At 61.4% G+C, this 18838-nt stretch carries 15 protein-coding genes and 1 tRNA gene; 5 read left to right on the forward strand and 11 right to left on the reverse strand.

Going from position 1 to position 18838, the window contains the following annotated elements:
• Window positions 1-11 precede the first annotated feature (11 nt).
• Window positions 12-1328: an FAD-dependent oxidoreductase gene (locus tag ABFX23_RS13165; RefSeq protein WP_346033469.1), complete on the reverse strand. Its 1317-nt coding sequence runs from the start codon at window positions 1326-1328 to the stop codon at window positions 12-14.
• 57 nt (window positions 1329-1385) lie between these two features.
• Between ABFX23_RS13165 and ABFX23_RS13170 the strand changes: the two genes are divergently transcribed.
• Entirely contained in the window at window positions 1386-3317 is a 1932-nt protein-coding gene (locus tag ABFX23_RS13170; RefSeq protein WP_346033470.1) for a CapA family protein, read from the forward strand.
• 237 nt (window positions 3318-3554) lie between these two features.
• Here ABFX23_RS13170 and ABFX23_RS13175 read toward each other — a convergent pair whose 3' ends face one another.
• Window positions 3555-3782 (reverse strand): conjugal transfer protein TraD, encoded by a 228-nt coding sequence (locus tag ABFX23_RS13175; protein WP_346033471.1) that lies wholly within the window; start codon window positions 3780-3782, stop codon window positions 3555-3557.
• A 22-nt stretch (window positions 3783-3804) separates the two neighbouring features.
• Window positions 3805-4110, reverse strand: coding sequence for a conjugal transfer protein TraD (locus ABFX23_RS13180; RefSeq protein ID WP_346033472.1), 306 nt, complete (start codon window positions 4108-4110; stop codon window positions 3805-3807).
• A 173-nt stretch (window positions 4111-4283) separates the two neighbouring features.
• Between ABFX23_RS13180 and traA the strand changes: the two genes are divergently transcribed.
• On the forward strand, window positions 4284-7169 hold the full coding sequence (traA, locus tag ABFX23_RS13185; protein WP_346033473.1) for a Ti-type conjugative transfer relaxase TraA: 2886 nt from the start codon (window positions 4284-4286) through the stop codon (window positions 7167-7169).
• Between the two features lie 10 nt (window positions 7170-7179).
• Window positions 7180-7950, forward strand: coding sequence for a DUF6118 family protein (locus tag ABFX23_RS13190; RefSeq protein ID WP_346033474.1), 771 nt, complete (start codon window positions 7180-7182; stop codon window positions 7948-7950).
• Window positions 7951-7984: 34 nt separating this feature from the next.
• Here the strand turns inward: ABFX23_RS13190 and ABFX23_RS13195 are convergent, their stop codons facing one another.
• From ABFX23_RS13195 to ABFX23_RS13205, 3 genes are all read right to left on the reverse strand, one after another.
• Window positions 7985-8764, reverse strand: a complete 780-nt coding sequence (locus tag ABFX23_RS13195) for a reverse transcriptase domain-containing protein (protein ID WP_346033475.1) — start codon at window positions 8762-8764, stop codon at window positions 7985-7987.
• Window positions 8765-9120: 356 nt separating this feature from the next.
• Window positions 9121-10311, reverse strand: a complete 1191-nt coding sequence (locus tag ABFX23_RS13200; protein ID WP_346033476.1) for a tyrosine-type recombinase/integrase — start codon at window positions 10309-10311, stop codon at window positions 9121-9123.
• Window positions 10312-10481: 170 nt separating this feature from the next.
• A tRNA-Tyr gene (locus ABFX23_RS13205) sits at window positions 10482-10567 on the reverse strand.
• 152 nt (window positions 10568-10719) lie between these two features.
• Here ABFX23_RS13205 and rlmB point away from each other — a divergent pair.
• Together rlmB and ABFX23_RS13215 are read left to right on the forward strand one after the other, a co-directional pair.
• Window positions 10720-11511, forward strand: a complete 792-nt coding sequence (gene rlmB / locus ABFX23_RS13210) for a 23S rRNA (guanosine(2251)-2'-O)-methyltransferase RlmB (protein WP_346033477.1) — start codon at window positions 10720-10722, stop codon at window positions 11509-11511.
• A 25-nt stretch (window positions 11512-11536) separates the two neighbouring features.
• Entirely contained in the window at window positions 11537-12367 is an 831-nt protein-coding gene (locus ABFX23_RS13215; protein ID WP_346033478.1) for a hypothetical protein, read from the forward strand.
• 106 nt (window positions 12368-12473) lie between these two features.
• On the opposite strand, the gene ABFX23_RS13220 is transcribed toward ABFX23_RS13215, so the two are convergent.
• The 5 genes from ABFX23_RS13220 to ABFX23_RS13240 all read right to left on the reverse strand — a co-directional run bounded on the left by ABFX23_RS13220 (window position 12474) and on the right by ABFX23_RS13240 (window position 18805).
• Window positions 12474-12746, reverse strand: a complete 273-nt coding sequence (locus tag ABFX23_RS13220) for an HU family DNA-binding protein (protein WP_119587571.1) — start codon at window positions 12744-12746, stop codon at window positions 12474-12476.
• A gap of 242 nt (window positions 12747-12988) precedes the next feature.
• A complete protein-coding gene (gene lon / locus ABFX23_RS13225) occupies window positions 12989-15379 on the reverse strand; it encodes an endopeptidase La (protein WP_346033479.1) in 2391 nt (796 codons plus the stop codon).
• Window positions 15380-15502: 123 nt separating this feature from the next.
• Window positions 15503-16438 (reverse strand): energy transducer TonB, encoded by a 936-nt coding sequence (locus ABFX23_RS13230; protein WP_346033480.1) that lies wholly within the window; start codon window positions 16436-16438, stop codon window positions 15503-15505.
• A 146-nt stretch (window positions 16439-16584) separates the two neighbouring features.
• Window positions 16585-16926 carry a YbaB/EbfC family nucleoid-associated protein gene (locus ABFX23_RS13235; protein WP_346033481.1) on the reverse strand — a complete coding sequence of 114 codons (342 nt, stop codon included), beginning with the start codon at window positions 16924-16926 and terminating at the stop codon, window positions 16585-16587.
• 19 nt (window positions 16927-16945) lie between these two features.
• Window positions 16946-18805, reverse strand: a complete 1860-nt coding sequence (locus ABFX23_RS13240) for a DNA polymerase III subunit gamma/tau (protein WP_346033482.1) — start codon at window positions 18803-18805, stop codon at window positions 16946-16948.
• Between the last annotated feature and the right edge of the window lie 33 nt (window positions 18806-18838).

An 18838-nucleotide genomic window follows, 5' to 3' on the forward strand; every position in this document is an offset into this window, starting at 1 on the left:
TGTCCCGAAAACTAGTGCTGGGCGACTGCCTGTGAAAGGCGGTCCGCGGACCCCATCGCCAGCGTCCAGCCGAGCATTCCATGCCCCGCATTCACTGCTATTCCGGGTTCCAGTTGGCGAATGATAGGCTGCGAATTCGGTGTCATCGGCCGAAAACCTGCCCATCCGGCATCTACCTTTGAATAGTCTGCAGCTTCGGGCAACGATTGTCGGGCAGATCGCTTCATCGATTCCAGCCGGGCGGGATCCACCGAGGCATTCAGCCGCCCGATCTCGGCAATGCCGGCCACCAAGAGTCTGTCACCGGCCCGGGTGAAAACGATCCTGCGTTTGCTGTCGGTAATCGACACCTGCGGAGGAGCATTCCCGATGGGTGCGGTAAAGGAATAGCCCTTCATCGGTGTAATCGGCAGCTTGTGGCCCAGGGGTGCGAGCAGCTGGCTTGCGCAATATCCGCTGGCTATCACCACCTGATCAGCAGACAGTATCTCACCGGTGTCCAGCCTGACCCGCGTATCACCGGCTTTACGTTCCAGCGAGACGGCCTCGCGTCCGGTCAGGACCCCGACACCATATTCGCGGCAAATCAATGCAGACAGCTCACTGGCGAAAAGGTTGCAATCGCCGGTCTCGTCATCCGGTGCGTAGAGTGCGGCCGTCAAAGGGTCGGAGCTTTGCACCAACGCCGGCTCGATCTCGGCCGCTTCTCCGGCACTCAGCAGGTTCTGACGAAGCCCGGCCTTTTGCTTGAGTTCCATGCTTGCGCGCGCCGCCTGGACTTCCTTTCTTCCGCGCAGCAGTACCAGCTTGCCCACCTTCCGACGGTCGAACTCAATCAGGTGCCGTTCCAGCAAGCGATCTATCGCTCTGCGCGATTCATTTGCCAGCGCGAGCGTTTGCAGCGTGTTCCGGCGATAGGCGGGGCCGGTCGAATTGCCCATGAATCGCAGGAGCCATTCAACGAACCGCAATTCCGGGCGCAGACTGAGCCGAAAGGAATCGTCCAGTCCCAGCAGCAGACCCGGAATCTTGGGAATCATCTTGGGACTCCCCAGCGCATTGGTGTGGCTGTAACTCAGCTGTTTTCCATTGCCGAGCGAGGCGCCGAGCGCGACATCATGGTTGCGCTCCACCAGCTGTACGCGCCAGCCATCACGAGCTAGTGCATAAGCACTTGTAACTCCGATAATTCCTCCCCCTATGACAAGGGCTGTCCGTGGCCGTCCCATGAGATAAGTCTGCGCCGACGAACCGCCCCGCGACATGACATTTCCGCAGTGGGACCATAGCTTGGAGCTATGGCGCAGATTGCGATACCCGCTTGGCATGGTGGTTGGTGCGAGTGATAATCCATGCAAGGATTGACACCTTGGGGAGACGGGTCGGTGGGAAAATGGTTGGCTGTCGCAGCGACGCTACTGGCCACCGCATGCGCGCATTCCGTGACCGACACGGGCTCCGCCGACGGCATGGCGGTTACCGGCCAAATCGACACATCTTTCGATGGAATCGATCTCACCGGCATCACGGCCAGCATCAACAGGCAGCCTACACTGGTCGATGATGAAGGACGCTATCGCACCGAACTTGAACCGCATGCATATTACGAGGTCCGGATCGAGGGCCAGAGCATTCACACCGCAATCCAGACCTTCGGGATCGCGGAGATCTACGATGCACAGTGCAAATGCCTGCGCATACCAAGCATCGAAGTGGTGGCCCGCAAGGACGGCCGGACAGAGCTGTTCTTCGCAGGCGATGCGATGGCCGGACGACGTTACATCGAGCCGATCTGGGGTGAAAAGGCACTAGTCGATCCGAGCGATGCCCTGACGGATATCAAGGCGCTGCTCGAACCGATGCGACCCTATATCGAAAGTGCGGACCTTGCTTCGGTCAATCTGGAAATCGTGCTCTCGTCACGCGATTTCGGCAATTCCCCGCCTAAAAGTGTCGTGTTCTTTGCTCCGCCCGAGTTGGCTCAGGCGTTGAAGGACGCGGGCTTCGACCATGTCTCACTCGGCAATAACCACAGCTATGACTATCTCGAAGATGGTCTCATCACCACGATCGAAGCGGTAGAAGCGGCAGGGCTCGCATGGTCGGGTGCCGGTCTGGATGAGGAACAGGCGCTTCGGGCTTCGCGCCTGAAGGCAGGCAAGCAGAATTTCTGTTTGCTGGGATATGTCGGCTGGAAGGGCCGCGTCGAACCTAACCAGATTGCCGAGCCCGGGAAAGGCGGCGCTGCCTATGGGAGCGATGCGAATATCAAGGCAAGCGTATCGCGCGAGGCTGGAACGGGATGCGAAGTGATCGCTCAGTATCACGGCAGTCGCGAATATAGCGAAGGCCCGACCGAGGAGAGCGAGCGACGCATGAAGCTAGCCGTCGATAGCGGTGCAACCCTGATCGCCTCGCACCATCCACATGTCCCCCACGGGCTGGAGATCTATAACGGAGCCCTGATTGCCTATTCGACAGGCAACTTCCTGTTCGACCAGTATTTCCTCGAAACGCATGGCAGTTTCGCCCTCCGTGCATGGTTAGAGGATGGGGTTGTGATCCGTGCGGAAATGATCCCCATCCGTGTACTGGATTACCGGCCGGTGCCTGCGGTCGGCTCAATGCGCGAAAACGTTCTGAACCGGATCGCCCGGCTATCAAGAGAACTAGGAACCAGAATTTCTCGCAATGGCGGTCACGGGGTTATTAACTTGCGCCATGCGAGCGGCTCGGCACCCACGCCATTGCCGAAAACATGTGACGATACACGTGATCTCCTGCGATCGGGCGATTTCGAGAATGCGGTCTTCGGCGATGCTATTGATCGGTCTCTGAAAGTGGTCGGTGGGGAGTTCGATCATGTATTCAGCGGTGTAGGGGGTAATTTTCTCGACCTGACCGCACATGAAGCCAACGGTACGATTTCTTTGACCACCTCCACTTTCCTGCGCGTGTTGCCATCGAATCAATTCTCGGTCGTGGGGCGGATCAGGGCTGACACCGATATTCGCGTTACCGCACTAAGCCAGAGCCGCCCGCTCGGCATGGCGCGGTTCGAAGCATTGGAGAAAGCTCCATTCACAATACACGGCAATGAAAACATCCAGGGCGATGGCCATTGGCAGGATTTTGCATTTCACTTCACGCTAGCGCAGGACAAGAATGGAACTCGTCCGTTCAGGCCGAAGCTCGCGTTTTCATCGATGAATGGGGACGATGCCTCCCCCACGAGCCTCCAGATCGACGACCTTCAAATTCTTGCGGTCAATCTACCGTCCTGCCTTACTCAAGAGAGACACGGCCCTGTTAGCTGAGGCCAGCTGGCAAGGACCTTGAAACGCCAAGTGTCCCATTTCGATGCTGTCCGAGAAGCTCCGGATCTCGAGTTCGCGATCTGAATGCCGCTGTTCGTGGCAAGTCCTTGGCACCGCATTCAGAGGTCTGCTTTCAGTTATTTCGCGCACCACTTCTAATGTCCGCCATTGGGGCGCTTAGCTGCCATCAGCCAGCAGATGGAAAGTCATAAGAATTCGCCATGACGCTCGTCCAACTCAGCTCTGCTGCTCCGCCTCAAACGCCCGCCTCCCTTTGCGCCGGAACAGCACCAGCGCCTGCTCACCTTCAGGCCCGCGCAGCTTAGCAGCGACGGTGAGGAACGCGCCGTAGAGCGCAGCGCGATCATCGTCGGTCAGTTCGACCAGATCGGCCTTGGCGACCAGGCCGCCCAGCTCGATCAGTTGTCGGGTCCGCTCGCGTCGTTTGACCTGCCATTCGCGCATATCGGTTCGTGCCCTTGCTGCCTCAAGCCGATGCCCCGCCGCCGTCGAGCGGAAGAGTGACTTCCGACTGCTGGCGAGGTCCGCTCGAAGTGTTCCTCTGCTTGCCCTGAAAGAAGGCCGCGCCGCGCTTGCGCCAGCCCTCACCGATTGCCTTGTCTGAGTTTGCCGCTGCATCGAGTAGTGCCCCAGCCAGCACATCAGCATCGAGCGCGTCGGCTCCGGTTGCCGTAACCAGCGCACCGAGGTCGCGCACCCGGCGTTCCTTCAACTGCTTTGCCTTGTCGGCAAGTGCCTTCAGTTCCGAATCAAAATCGCGGGGTTTGCGCATATGTGGTCTCCATCGTTGGTGTGATGGGGACATGATAATCGGTGAGCTTTCACAATGCAGTAAGGTCGCCGGGACAGTGTGATACCGCCTAGTCCCGATCAGGATTTTATCATGAGAGGGCGCGCTTATACGTCGTGCCGACGTTGCGTTTGCGGTGTAACTGAATTGCCGACATGGCAATCTTTCACTTCAGCGCAAAGGTCATCGGAAGGTCGAGTGGACGCAGTGCCGTTGCGGCAGCGGCCTATCGTGCGGGCGAACAGCTGCACGATGAGCGCATCGACAGAACCCATGACTTCACCAACAAGGCAGGCGTTCTTCATTCGGAAGTGATGCTGCCAAAAGGCGCGCCCGAAGCCTTCGCAGACCGAGCCACTTTGTGGAACGCGGTCGAGGCCGCCGAGAAGCGCAAGGATGCCCAGCTTGCCCGCGAAGTCGAGTTCGCCCTGCCCCGCGAGCTGTCGAAGAAAGACAACATCAAGCTGGCGCGCGAGTTCGTGAAAGCCGAGTTCGTCGAGAAGGGCATGATTGCCGATCTCAATGTGCATTGGGATATTGGTGAGGACGGCAAGGCCAAGCCCCATGCGCATGTCATGCTCACGATGCGCGAGGTAACCCGGAACGGGTTTGGCGCAAAAGTCCGCGACTGGAACAAGACTTCGCTGATCGAGCAATGGCGCGAGCGCTGGGCCGATCATGTCAACCGCGCGCTGGCGGAACGCGACATCGATACGCGGATCGATCACCGCAGCCTGGAAGCGCAGGGCATTGCACTGGAACCGCAGGACAAGATCGGCCCCGCCGCTTCGCGTATTTGCGGGCGCGGGCTGGAAGCCGAGCGGATCGAAGAACATCGCGCAATAGCCCAGCGCAATGGCGACCGGATCATTGCCAATCCTGCGCTGGCACTGGATGCCATCACGCACCAGCAAGCCACCTTTACGCGACGTGAGCTTGCCGCGTTCATCCACCGGCACAGCGATGGGAAGGAGCAGTTTGACGCCGCCTACAATGCCGCGCGCGCATCCCCCGATTTGATCTCTCTGGGCAAGGACGGACGCGGGCAAGACCGCTTCACTTCGCGCGCGATGATCGAGACCGAGCTGCGCCTGCATCGCGCCGCCGACACGATGGCGCAGCGCACCAAGCATTGTGTCAGCGATGTCCAGCGAAATGCTGCATTGGCCAGCGCAGCGAAGCGCGGTCTGGTCCTGTCAGGCGAGCAGAAATCAGCCTTTGAGCATGTGACCAACACCAAAGAGCTTGCGATCGTGGTTGGCTATGCCGGGACAGGCAAAAGCGCGATGCTGGGCGTGGCGCGCGAGGCTTGGGAAAGCGCGGGCTACACTGTGCGTGGCGCAGCACTGTCCGGCATTGCCGCCGAAGGTCTGGAAAACGGTTCCGGTATCGCATCGCGCACCATCGCCAGCCTTGAGCATCAATGGGGCAAAGGACGCGAGCAGCTGACTGCCAATGATCTGCTTGTGATCGATGAAGCGGGCATGGTCGGCACGCGGCAGATGGAGCGCGTACTCTCCCATGCCGCCAAGGCAGGCGCGAAGGTTGTCCTGGTTGGCGACCAGCAGCAGCTTCAGGCTATCGAAGCAGGCGCAGCCTTCCGGGCGATCCACGAGCGCCATGGCGGGATCGAAATCAGCGAAGTTCGCCGCCAGCTATCGGCGTGGCAGCAGGATGCGACCAGACAGCTTGCGACAGGTCGCACGGGCGAAGCAATCCAGACCTACGAAGAACGCGGCATGGTCCATGCCGCCGACACACGCGAGGCTGCGCGCGCCGCCCTGATTGAGCGGTGGGAGCAGGAGCGGCAGGGAAGCTTTGGCGACGGCCAGATCATCCTCACCCACACCAATGACGAGGTCCGCGAGCTGAACACAATAGCGCGCGGCAAGATGCGGGCAGAGAGCGCGCTGGGGGCCGATGCAACGATCAAGGCGGCACGAGGCGAGCGCCAGTTTGCGCCGGGCGACCGCATCCTATTCCTGCGCAACGAGCGCGGGCTTGGGGTCAAGAACGGGACGCTGGGCACGGTCGCAAAAACAGGTGCGCAACGCATGGAAGTGCGCACCGACGATGGCCGCGAGGTCGCCTTCGACACCAAGGATTATGCCCATATCGATCATGGCTACGCCGCCACGATCCACAAAGCGCAGGGCATGACCGTGGACCGCGCCCATGTGCTCGCCACGCCGGGCATGGACAGCCATTCCGCCTATGTCGCCCTGTCTCGCCATCGCGAAGGGCTGGCGCTGCATTATGGCCGCGATGACTTCGCCGACCAGTCGAAGCTTGTCCGCACCCTCAGCCGTGAGCGCGGGAAGGACATGGCGGGAGACTACAAGCCCGAACAGGCTTTCGCTGAACTGCGCGGCATCAGCTTCCGCGAGCGGGTCATGGAGATGGTTCGGCAGGTGCCGCAAAAGGCCAAATCCATCTTTGGTAACTTCCGCCCGCAAGCACGTCAGCTTGAGCCGCTTCCGGCGCAGGCGAACACGCAGAACGAGCAGCGCCGTGCAATCGAACGCTATGCCCGTGCGCTTGGCGATATTGGAACGATGCAGACCCAGGGCTTGCCCGTCCTCCCGCATCAGAAGGATGCGCTGGACAAGGCAGGAAAGGTGCTCGACGCGATCCGGCCACTTGCCGCCACGGACCTTGCCAAGGCGCTGGATCGGCGTCCTAAGCTGATCGCAGAGGCCGCTGGCGGGCGGACTCAGGAAACCATGCGCGCCATGCAGAACGAAGCCGCCGTGCGCACCGATCCGGCGCTGCGATCCGAACGCTTTGTCAGCGACTGGCAGGGGCTGAGCGCGGCGCGCAAGCAGCTTGAGCAGCAGGGCGACCGTGCAGGCGCTGCCCGCGTGTCGGCCAAGCTGACCGAGCTGGCGAAGGGGCTTGAACGCGATCCGCAGGTCGAAGGCCTGCTGCGCGGCAAGACCCGCGAGCTTGGCATCGATCTGAAGCCCGAACGCAGCATCGCCAACGAACTCACCGCAACCCTCGCCCGCGAGCGCACCCGCGCTTTCGACATGGGCATCTAGGAGAAACGACATGGAAGACGACCACATCGAAGAAGTGCAACTGGACCTTGATGTCGAGGAGCCACCGGCTCAGCAGCCGGAACTGGAACCTGAACGGGATGCGGTAGAAGAGTCCGATCCGGCGACGGAGGCATTCGCTCGCCTCGAAGGTGAAATGGCGATGGTGCGCCATACGGTGCAGAACATGGCCAGGGAACGCGCCGACATCGTTATCCCGGACTACACCGCAACGCTCAGCCAGATGGCCAGCCAGCTGGCACAGGTCTCCAAGACGTTGACCGCAATCGGCAACAAGCCTGCCATCGAGCTGACCCCGGAAGATGTCGCGGTTCAGATCAAGCGCGCCTCGCTCGACATGTTGCGCGATGCCAGCGACCTGTTCCGGCACGGGCGCAAAGACCTGGACCTTGCAACCGGTCGGCTCGCCGCAATTGTCGGCCGTGTCCGCGCCGAGGACGAGCAGAAGCGTCAGACCTGGCGCTTTGCAGGCGTGGGGTTGGCTGCCGGTATCCTGCTTTGGTCGATCCTCCCCGGCACCATTGCCCGCGCCATGCCCGAAAGCTGGCAATGGCCCGAACGGATGGCTCGCAGGGCTGTTGGAGAGCCTAGCATAGTGGAAGCGGGCATTCGTCTGATCCGATCTCAGAACCCCCAAGCCTGGGAGGAGTTGATGGTGACGCACAGCACACTGAACGCAAACCGAGAAGAATTGGACCGATGCACCGAGAAGGCGCGTAAGGAGGAAAGGCCGGTCAGTTGTTCAATTCAGATCAAGCCCTGATTCCAGCTGCGTTGATCGACACAGAAACGGGACGTCAATCACCTGCCAGTCCAGCAATCTCGCCCAACTCCTCGGCCTGCAACTCGTTCACTGCACCGACGTAACCAAGGATGCCACCGATAGTCCATTCAGAACCATTTCGGATAGCGACTTCAAACTCTGCCATCCGATCCGCGATGATTTCCATTCGCCCAGAACCGAATCGAATGTTGAAACTTGTCACCTCAGGTGCCGGCCCCTGAGTCTTAGCATCATTGAATTCGAAGTTGCTGGAATCGGCAGCAACCTGCAGCGTATTAACCGCTTCGGTGAGCGATGCTTCATCGTCGCTCGAGATGGTCAAATCATCGACATATACTGAAACACGCAGCCCATCATGACGGAGCCTTGCCAGTCGAGTTCCCAACGCCGAATGAGCGAGGACAAGCGAAGCCAGAAGCGGTGATTGAACGAAACCAAATGGGATGCTGAAGTTTCGATGTGGCGGGTGTTTGTCCACCACGCTGTCACAGGCCATCTCGAACGCTTCGTCGCTAGGCAACCCAATGCGTAGAAGCGAGCGGTGCACACGGCTTCTGCTGATCTGCTCGAAAAATCGCTTAAGATCCATCGAAGCGATCCAAGGTTGGTGTTGGTGCAACCTTGCTGCAGCGACATGTCCACCTTCACGAAGATGAAAGAAGTAAGGAGGTGCCTTCCACAGACCTTCGACGCGCTTCTTGATTTCGCCGCCGATCTCACGGCCATGATCCGTTGGGACGTAGACTTTAGTCCCTGGCTTAAGCGTGAAATGATGATCGAAGAGGTTGCGCACGATAGTTGGTGACCTCGCCTATGAACTTGAGAGCGTAATAAGCGAACTTAAGCACGCGTGTTCCCCAGTCCAAGGCGAGGCCACAGTAATGAGAAATCTTTTGTTTCGTCATAACCGCGGGTTCTCCCACTTATCCCCGGCGGCCTTGCGCATTCGCGCGGATCACCAACCAAACGACATTCTGCATGGCCCATTGGACACATATTCGAATGCCCCGAAGTGGCTCATTCAGGAAAACCCAAATGGTCACGTGGGAAGAACCTCATGCCGAGGAAATGCGGATATGGGCACACTGGGTAGTCAAAGCAAGACCGTCAATGATTTCAGCACAATTCGTCAGAACCTTGCGCAGATTGCTACCCGGAGCAATAGCTCCCCCAAGCCTCCATCAGCTTCACCCGCGCGCCCGGATTATCCGGAGTGCCCAGATAGGTCGTACGGCGATAGGCGGCCTGCACTGCGTCAGGCGTCTTGTGCGCCAGTGCCGCTTCGACCACCGCATTGGCGAAGCCTTCGTTTGCCGCCCAGTCGGTAAAGCTGGAGCGGAAACCGTGAACGTGGAACGGCTCCTGCATGTCGCGCATGACCTTCAGCAGCGTCATGTTGGACATCGCCTTGCCGGTCATGCCGGGGAAGACCACTTCAGCACCCTCAAGCCGCATTGCATCGGCCTTCACGAGCACCGCCAGAGCCGCTTCTGACAGCGGCACGATGTGTGCCCTGCTGCGCTTCATGTGTTCGGCTGGGATGGTCCAAAGGTGCTGGTACAGATCGAATTCGTCCCATTTCGCAAGCCGCACTTCCTGCGAGCGAACGCCTGTCAGGATGAGGAGGTCCAGCGCAAGACGCGAATAGGATGGCTTGCGTCGCAACGCGGTCAGGAATGGAGGAACGGCCACGTATGGCATCGCCTTGCGGTTTGCCGGTTTCTTGATCTGCCTAGGCAGCCCTCGCCCTGCTTTCAGGCTGCTGTTACCCGATGGAGCCTCCGTGGAGCGCCAGCCCTTGGCGTGGGAGTAGTCGAGCACCGCGCAAATCCGGTTGCGGACCTGGCGGGCTGTTTCGGGGATTTCCTGCCAGATCGGCGTGAGGACGGAGATGATGTCGGCAGCGGTGATCCCGCCGGTCGTCATATTGCCCAGTTTCGGGAACGCGTAGTTCTCAAGACTGGCCAGCCACTGGCGACCATAGACATCGCTTTTCCAGCCTGCCTCGTTCTCCGAATGATATTGAGTGGCAGCTTCGCGGAAGGTGACTTTGGCGGCTTCCTCATCCTTCCGCTCCGTCAGCACGTCGCGCTTCTCGACCTTCACGGCTTTGCGGAGTTCAGCTGCCTTCGCGCGCGCTTCAGCCAGCGTCACCAGCTTCGCGCTGCCCAGGCCAATGTCCTGTCGTTTGCCATCGCGCTGGAGTCGCAAAAGCCAGGAAGCCGCACCAGTTTTTCCAACTTTCAGAAAAAGACCGTCGCCGTCCTGATAGGTACCCGGATTCGCCAAGGCAGCCTTGACCGCCACTGCTGTAAGTTTGCCCATTCTCGTTCCCCACATTTCTGGAGGCCAATTGAGAGAGCCGCAGTGTGGGGAAGCCCACCTCCTTCCCCACACTCACTGCCGGTTGCAGGCAAATAGCAGCGAACAGGGGCGGCCATCAGAAGGCAGAATACCCTTGGTTTTCTGGGATTTCTAGGGCTTTTCGGGGATATTCTGAGAAAGGGCGGTGGTGGACAGGGCTGGATTCGAACCAGCGTACGCTTGCGCGGGCAGATTTACAGTCTGCTGCCTTTAACCACTCGGCCACCTGTCCACACCGTTGCCGGAGGCGGGCGCTGGCCCGCATTGGTTGGCGCTCCGGAAGAGCGCTTTCCAGCCGAGAGGCGCCCCAATGGCGAAGCGCCGCTTGCCTGTCAATGGGCGTGCTGGCAGGAGGCGCCATTCTTTCAAAAAAGGCGAAGTATAATGGCCAAGAACAAGAAAGCGCTGCGCGGACGCGCCGGGCGCATGCAAGGCGGGCGCGGCTCGGGCCGGGCGGGCAAGGGCGCGGTACGCCTGTGGGGCCGCCACGCGGTGGAAGCCGCGCTGATGAACCCGCGCCGCCAGCACCGCAAGCTGTGGGCGACCCGCGAGGGTATCGAATCGCTGGACGGTGAACTGCCTGCGGACTTTCCCGTGGAATATGCCGATGTGAGCGACCTTGCCCGGCTGGTGGCCAAGGATGCCCCGCACCAGGGCCTGGTGCTGGAATGCGAGCCACTGGAAGACCTGCACTTGAGCGATGTGCTCGACGGCGATCCGACGCGGCCTATCGTCGTGCTGGACCAGGTGACGGACCCGCACAACGTCGGCGCGCTCCTGCGCTCGGCCGCGGCCTTCGACGCTGCTGTCATCGTAACGCAGGATCGCCACGCTCCGCCCGAAGGCGGCGTTATCGGCAAATCCGCATCCGGCGCGCTGGAAATCGTGCCGTGGGTGCGCGTGGTGAACCTTTCGCGCGCGCTGGAGGAGATTGCGGAGGCGGGATACTGGCGCATCGGGCTGGCCGGGGAAGCGGAGGCAACGCTGGCAGAAGCCCTACCCGCCGGCCCTGTCGCCCTGGTTCTGGGAGCCGAAGGCGAAGGCATGCGCCATAACGTCACCCAGCATTGCGACGCCCTTGCCCGCCTGCCGATAAGCGAGGCGATGGAGAGCCTCAATGTGTCCAATGCGGGTGCGATTGCGTTATATGCTATTGCGACACGCGACTTGGGGTGAACGAGATAACAGGGGGAAAACGATCATGACCATGCCTATCCACATGAAGCGGCTTGCCGCCTCGGCGACTTTGCTGGCATCGAGCGCTCTGCTTTCGGGCTGCCTGTTTCAGCCGGGCACCTTCGATGCCACGCTGCACATCGCGGCTGATCGCCAGTTTACCTTCACCTACGAAGGCGAGATCGTGATGGCAGGTATGGACCAGCTCGCCGACATGGCCGAGGAAGCCGAGGGCGAGCAGCCTTGCTACAATGATAGCGGCAAGGAGCGCCCCTGCACCGAGGAGGAACTGGCCGAGCGCGCGCGTGAAGACGCCATGGGCCGAGAGATGATGGAAGGGATGCTGGGCGGCGTCGACCTGGAGGACGAAGAGCAGGTCGCCGAGATGACCGCGATGCTGGAACGGCAGGCTGGATGGAACAGCGTGGAATTCATCGGCGACGGTACGTTCGTGGTCGACTTCTCCATCACGAGCACGCTTGGCCACGACTTCGACTTCCCGACGTTCGAGGACATGCCGATGTCCAATTCCTTCGTGCAGGTACGGCTGCGTCAGGATGGCCGGGCAAGGATTTCCGCGCCCGGCTTCGCGCCAACCGGAGGAAACCCGATGGGCGCGATGTTCATGGGCATGATGGGCGCCTTTTCGGAAGACGCCGTGCAAGGCGGAGAAGCGGAACCGCAAGTCGACATGCGCCAGCCCGAAGGCACATTCCGGGTTGTCACGGATGCGCGGATCCTTGCCAACAACACCGACGAGGGCCCGGTCACAGACCCGCGTGGCCAGATGCTCGTCTGGGAAATCGGCAGCAATACCGCTGCCGCCCCCACCGCTTTGATCGATTTCGGAGAATAGCTGAGCCAGAAGGGCAGGAAGAGAAAAGGGCCGCCCTTGCGGACAGCCCTTTCTTCCCCTGTAGATTCGGCGCGGGTCTGCGCCCCGGTACCCCGGTTTTCGCGTCCTAGTTGACGGCGTCCTTAAGGCCCTTGCCAGCCTTGAACTTGGGCTGGGTGGAGGCCTTGATCGTCATCGGCTCGCCGGTGCGCGGGTTGCGCCCGGTCGACGCCTTGCGCTTCGCCACGGAGAACGTGCCGAAGCCCACGAGGCGTACTTCGTCGCCCTTGGACAGCGTGCTGGTGATGGTATCGAAAACAGCTTCGACAGCCTTCGTCGCATCGTTGCGCGAAAGGCCACTGGAGTCCGCGACCGCGCCGATAAGTTCATTCTTGTTCATGTTTCGGAGAACCCCCTCACTTGTTCTGTGCTCAAAACGAAAATTCTGAATCGCTTTGCGATGCGGGGAATTGAGCGAGTTTTCCCGCCCGAGTCAAAGGCAAAGCCGCTCAACTGGCGGGATTTTTGAGACAGGGCGTAGCTTTATCTCGCGCAAAGCCCTGAATCTTGCGCCAAGACGCCCATTGGCGAGGGTGACTGGCCCTTTCGGCCAGCCATCCTCTTCCAGGGTTCGATGGCGACTCAGTGCGCGGTCGTAATCGGCGCTCCACCGGAGCCGGGGCCGTGCGGCTGGCTGGCGATGTCGTCCGCCTCGGTCCATTCGATCGGCGCGGGCAGCGCGGTAAGCGCGTGTTCCAGCACCTGGTCGACATGGCTGACGGGGATGATCTCCAGCCCTTCCTTCACGTTGTCCGGTATCTCGGCGAGGTCCTTCTCGTTCTCTTCCGGGATCAGCACGGTCTTGATGCCGCCGCGTAGCGCCGCCAGCAGCTTTTCCTTCAGGCCACCGATGGCCAGCACGCGTCCACGCAGCGTCACTTCGCCGGTCATTGCCACTTCGGGACGGACAGGGATGCCCGTCAGCGTGGAGACGATGGAAGTAACCATGCCGATACCCGCGCTCGGCCCATCCTTGGGCACCGCACCTTCGGGCAGGTGGATGTGGATGTTCTTGCGCTGGAAGATGCTCGGCTTGATGCCATAGGCAGGCGCGCGCGCCTTCACGAAGCTGAAGGCAGCAGCGACGGATTCGTTCATCACGTCGCCCAGCTTACCAGTCGTCTTCGCCTCGCCCTTGCCCGGCGTGGTGACGCTTTCGATGGTCAGCAGTTCGCCGCCCACCGACGTCCAGGCGAGACCCGTCACGGCGCCGACCTGCGCCTCTTCCTCGCTCATGCCGTGCTTGAACTTGCGCACGCCCATGAAGTCGCCGAGGTTCTCGGGCGTGATCGTCACGCTCTCGACTTCCTTCTCGAGAATCTTGCGCAAGGATTTCCGGCACAGCTTGGCAATCTCGCGCTCCAGCGTACGTACGCCCGCCTCGCGGGTGTAGTAGCGAATGAGATCACGCAGGCCCGCTTCGGTCAGCTCGAACTCGCCGTCCTTCAGGCCATGGTCGCTCACCTGCTTGGCGATGAGGTGGCGCTGGGCGATCTCGACCTTTTCGTCCTCCGTGTAGCCTTCCAGCCGGATGATCTCCATCCGGTCCAGCAGCGGCTGCGGCAGGTTGAGGCTGTTCGCGGTGGTCACGAACATGATGTCCGACAGGTCGATATCCAGCTCCAGATAGTGATCCTGGAACTTATTGTTCTGTTCGGGATCGAGCACCTCCAGCAGCGCCGATGCCGGATCGCCGCGGAAATCCTGTCCCAGCTTGTCGATCTCATCCAGCAGGAACAGCGGATTGCTGGTGCCCGCCTTCTTCAGGTTGGACACGATTTTGCCGGGCAGCGAGCCGATATAGGTGCGCCGGTGGCCGCGGATCTCGGCCTCGTCACGCACGCCGCCCAGCGACTGGCGGATGAACTCGCGCCCGGTCGCCTTGGCGATGGACTTGCCGAGGCTGGTCTTGCCCACGCCGGGAGGGCCGACGAGACACAGGATCGGCCCCTTCAGCTTGTTGGTGCGCGCTTGCACGGCGAGGTATTCGACGATGCGGTCCTTCACCTTTTCCAGCGCGTAATGATCGGCATCCAGCACTTCCTGCGCCTTGCCGATATCCTTCTTCAGCTTGCTCTTCTTGCCCCACGGCAGACCAAGCAGGACCTCGAGGTAGTTGCGCACCACTGTCGCTTCGGCGCTCATTGGCTGCATCGTGCGCAGCTTCTTGAGCTCGCCTTCCGCCTTGGCGCGAGCTTCCTTGGAAAGCTTGGTTTCCTCGATCTGCCTGGCGAGTTCGGACAATTCGTCGCCGTCCTCGCCCTCGCCGCCCAATTCGCTCTGGATCGCCTTCAACTGTTCGTTGAGGTAATATTCGCGCTGGGTCTTCTCCATCTGCCGCTTCACACGGCCGCGGATCTTCTTTTCAACCTGCAGCACGGAAAGCTCGCCCTCCATCACGGAGAAGACCATTTCCAGCCGCTTCAGCGCATCGCTTTCGGCAAGCAACTGCTGCTTGGCATCGACCTTCGCGGAAAGGTTGGCGGCGATCGCGTCGGCCAGCCGGCCGGCGTCGTCGATGGCTTCCAGCTCTTCCTCAAGCTCGTCGGACATCTTCTTGTTCGACTTGGCATATTCGGTGAACTGGCCCAGCGCGCTGCGCATCATGGCGGAGACTTCGGTGCCGCTGGCGGTGGTTTTCTCCACCTCCTCGGTCTGCGCCATCACGAAGTCCTCGGACACGCGCATTTCGGTCATCCGGGCGCGGTACTGGCCTTCCACCAGCACGCGCACGGTGCCGTCGGGCAGCTTCAGCAATTGCAACACCTGCGCCACGACACCGAGATCGTAGAGATCCTCCGCCTCGGGATCGTCGGTCGCCGGGTCAAGCTGGGCGACAAGGAAGATATCCTTGCCGTTTTCCATCGCCGCTTCCAGCGCCGCCACCGACTTGTCGCGCCCCACGAACAGGGGAACGACCATGCCGGGAAAGACGACGATGTCGCGCAAGGGAAGAAGGGGGAATGCAGTCATTTCAGTATCCATATTTCCTGCCAGGTTCTGGCTTTGACAGGAATATGGGGGCGACCGCCTGCGCCTGCAATGACGAGGTGCGGCTTAGGGGTGGATAGCAGGGACTCCGCGCGAGGGCCCCGGTCAGTTTGGCAAATAAACGATTGCCACGGTGTAGTAGCTGGCTATGGGATTTCCGTATTCATCGAGCGCCGGATAGAACTCGCCCTCGTCGACGAGTTGCTCGCACGCTTCGCGCTCGAAATCGGGCTGACTGATCGGAGCCTGTATGTGGCACCCTGTCGGCTCACCGGTCGGCGAGATATCGAGGCGGGCACGAATGTAGCCCGGTTGGCGCTGCACTTGCATGCGATTTGGATATGCCCGGCGAAGCGAGCGAACGATCCGGGCATAGTCGGCTGGCCGTACGCGCTGCGAAAGGTTGCGATGCGCCTCGACATCCACGCCCCAGTGGGAAACCAGCTCGTCCAGGCAGTTACGCATCGCCTCCATGGGCATGTTCATCTCACCTGTCTCGAGTATCAGGTTCTCGCTGAAAGCCTCGCCAACGAAAAAACCCGTAATCTCCCCTTCCGCCACATTCCGCTCTGCGATGTATTCCGGTGAAGAATGAAGCGCATCGCGCGAAGCCCTGAGTGCGAGGATAAAGTCGTTGTCTTCAGCGAGATGTTGCGCGTCCCGGCTGCCGGGATCCAAGTTGTTGAAACGGTCGAGGAGTGAGATCGCCTCGTCGGTTACGAGTGGCGAGGCCACGGCAATATCCCGAGCGCGCTCTTCAGAAAACCCGACGTTGATAGGCATCGACACCAGACGACCGTGATAGCCGCCGTCGCCCGACAGTTCGAAAGAGCGCACATGCAGGGTCGGCAAAGATCGTCCAGGCAGCCACCCGACAGCCAGGCTCGGACTTCGCGCCTCGAAATCGGCCGATCCGACAATTACCTGAGGATCGCCATGCGGATCGTATTGCCGCAGCTCGAAATACGCTTGCTGCCCTTCCTCTCCGAACACACGTTTCAGAGCGCATGAATCGTCGTCGTAGTCGAGGTTCCAGGGCATCGAGGGGGCAAGCCGTAAGGCATTGTCCATCGGCGACGGCGGTGTCTCCTGTGCCGAAGCAGGAAGCGCGCTGACTGCAATTATCGCGGCAAGGACATGTCGAATCGACCTCATAGTCCTCAGCCTAGCGCGCCTTCCTTTGTTTTCTAGCCCATGCCCGGCAAGTTGAATCCCGGCGGCAGGCCGAGGCCCTGCTGCATTTCCGCCATGTGCTCGCCCGCCTTGCGGTCGGCCTTGTCGCGCGCATCGTTGAACGCGGCGGCCACGAGGTCTTCGAGGATGCCCTTTTCCTCTTCCTTGAACAGGCTGTCGTCGATGGCGACACCCAGGATGCGGCCACGCGCGCTGGCGCGGACTTTCACCAGGCCGCCACCGGAGCTGCCCTCGACCTCGATCTGGTCCAGCTTCACCTGCGCATCGTTCATCTGCTGCTGGATCTTCTGCGCCGCTTCCTGCGCGGCTTTCATCATCTCTTCCATGTTCTGCATGATTTGCTCCTTGGGGGGGTTACGCGCTGCGAGACCAATTCTTGTTGCCGCGCGGGGGTTCCGCGTCTTCCACGGCGCGCGCATCGGGGAAATGTTGTCGTACGGCTTGCATCAGCGGGTGCTGCTCGATGCGGTCCTTCTCTGCCTTCACGGCAAGTTCGGCCTGCTCGAAAAGGCTGGGAGCGCCCTCGCCCTCGCCCTTCACAACTTCCCAGCGCTGGCCGGTGACTTCGTTCAGAGCCTGCCGCATGGCGGGCGTGATATCGTCATCGAAGCCCTGCGGCTGGGTGTAGACGAGCTTGCCGGGCGCGAGTTCGATCACCCGTACCTGGCGAGACATGATGGAGGCCATCGACATTGCATTGGCGATGCCACTGTGGTCGACCTGCGCCACGAGGTCCCGCCAGCTGATCGCCTGCGTGCCGCCCGAGCCTGACGTGGCGCCGCCACCGTTAGCGACGCCGCCTGCAAGCGCCGCGTTCCTGATTTCCTTCGCCAGCTTGCCGGGATCGGGCATATCTGCGGCGTGCAGCACGCGCAGCAGCGCCATCTGCGCGGACACCAGCGGATCGGGCGCGCTACGCACCTCGTCATGCCCCTTGAGCAGCAGCTGCCACAGGCGATGGACCTGCCCGGCGGAAAGCTTCTCCGCCCATTCCTCCAGCGCCTCGCGTTCCTCCGCAGTCGGCGCGTCGGCCTGCCCGTCGGCGACCTGCGCCAGCGCGATCCGATGGGAGAATTCCATTAACGCGCGCATCAGCGCCAGCGGCTCCACGCCGAGCGAGTACTGCTGGTCGACCGCCGCCAGCAGCGCCTTGGCATCGCCTTCCAGCAAATGCTGGAACAGGCGGCGCTGTGCCCCCTTGTCGGCAAGGCCCAGCATGTCGCGCACCTTGGCGGCGCTGACAGTGGTGCCCGACGTGCCCGCATCCATATCGGCGTGGGCAATCGCCTGGTCGAGAATGGAGAGGCCATCGCGGACCGAACCTTCGGCAGCAGCGGAGATCATGGCCAGCGCCTCGTCCTCGGCCTCGACACCTTCCTTGCGGCAGATGGCGGCGAAGTGATCCTGCAGCATCTCGCGCGGGATACGACGCAGGTCGAAACGCTGCGTGCGGCTGAGCACCGTGACCGGCAGCTTGTCGACCTCGGTCGTGGCGAACAGGAACTTCACATGCGCGGGCGGCTCTTCCAGCGTCTTTAGCAGCGCGTTGAACGCGTTGCGGCTGAGCATGTGGACTTCGTCGATGATGTAGATCTTGTAGCGGGCCGAGACGGCGGAATAGCGCACCGCCTCGATGATCTCGCGCACGTCGTCCACGCCGGTGTGGCTCGCGGCGTCCATCTCGATCACGTCGATATGGCGCCCTTCGGCGATGGCGCGGCACGGTTCGCACACGCCGCACGGATCGATGGTGGGGCCGCCCTGCCCGTCCGGCCCGACGCAATTGAGCGCTTTGGCGATCAGGCGCGCGGTGGAGGTCTTGCCCACTCCGCGAACGCCGGTCATCAGGAAGGCATGGGCCAGCCGGTCCCGCTCGATCGCGTTGCCGAGCGTGCGGACCATCGGCTCCTGTCCGATCAGTTCACTGAAGGTCTGCGGCCGATACTTGCGCGCCAGTACGCGGTAAGGCTGCGAGGGATCGGGCAGCGGCGCGGCGGCTGTCGGCTGCGTTGCCGAAGGCTCTTCCGGAGCGGGCGTTGTCGGGACCGGTGGTTCTTGCGCAGCAGGTTCGTCTGCCGGAGCGGGCGCGGGAGCGGGATCGCCGAACATGGAATTCTGCCCGGCCGCCTCCAGCTCCGCCGCCGAAGGTTGCGCGTCTGTCTCGTCGTCACCCTTCCATGGAGGGGTGTCCGGATTTTCCGGGGAATCACTCATGCGGGCAAAGGTAGGCGCTGCCCGCGCGAATGT

The sequence above is a fragment of the Erythrobacter westpacificensis genome, from assembly GCF_039542285.1.
Classification (GTDB): Bacteria; Pseudomonadota; Alphaproteobacteria; order Sphingomonadales; family Sphingomonadaceae; genus Alteraurantiacibacter; species Alteraurantiacibacter westpacificensis.

Excerpts from the sequence above, each read along its gene's own strand:
- ABFX23_RS13165 (WP_346033469.1), bottom strand. The coding sequence starts at position 1,328 with ATGCCAAGCGGGTATCGCAATCTGCGCCATAGCTCCAAGCTATGGTCC.
- ABFX23_RS13175 (WP_346033471.1), bottom strand. The coding sequence starts at position 3,782 with ATGCGCGAATGGCAGGTCAAACGACGCGAGCGGACCCGACAACTGATC.
- ABFX23_RS13180 (WP_346033472.1), bottom strand. The coding sequence starts at position 4,110 with ATGCGCAAACCCCGCGATTTTGATTCGGAACTGAAGGCACTTGCCGAC.
- traA (WP_346033473.1), top strand. The coding sequence starts at position 4,284 with ATGGCAATCTTTCACTTCAGCGCAAAGGTCATCGGAAGGTCGAGTGGA.
- ABFX23_RS13190 (WP_346033474.1), top strand. The coding sequence starts at position 7,180 with ATGGAAGACGACCACATCGAAGAAGTGCAACTGGACCTTGATGTCGAG.
- ABFX23_RS13200 (WP_346033476.1), bottom strand. The coding sequence starts at position 10,311 with ATGTGGGGAACGAGAATGGGCAAACTTACAGCAGTGGCGGTCAAGGCT.
- rlmB (WP_346033477.1), top strand. The coding sequence starts at position 10,720 with ATGGCCAAGAACAAGAAAGCGCTGCGCGGACGCGCCGGGCGCATGCAA.
- ABFX23_RS13215 (WP_346033478.1), top strand. The coding sequence starts at position 11,537 with ATGACCATGCCTATCCACATGAAGCGGCTTGCCGCCTCGGCGACTTTG.
- ABFX23_RS13220 (WP_119587571.1), bottom strand. The coding sequence starts at position 12,746 with ATGAACAAGAATGAACTTATCGGCGCGGTCGCGGACTCCAGTGGCCTT.
- lon (WP_346033479.1), bottom strand. The coding sequence starts at position 15,379 with ATGACTGCATTCCCCCTTCTTCCCTTGCGCGACATCGTCGTCTTTCCC.
- ABFX23_RS13230 (WP_346033480.1), bottom strand. The coding sequence starts at position 16,438 with ATGCCCTGGAACCTCGACTACGACGACGATTCATGCGCTCTGAAACGT.
- ABFX23_RS13235 (WP_346033481.1), bottom strand. The coding sequence starts at position 16,926 with ATGCAGAACATGGAAGAGATGATGAAAGCCGCGCAGGAAGCGGCGCAG.
- ABFX23_RS13240 (WP_346033482.1), bottom strand. The coding sequence starts at position 18,805 with ATGAGTGATTCCCCGGAAAATCCGGACACCCCTCCATGGAAGGGTGAC.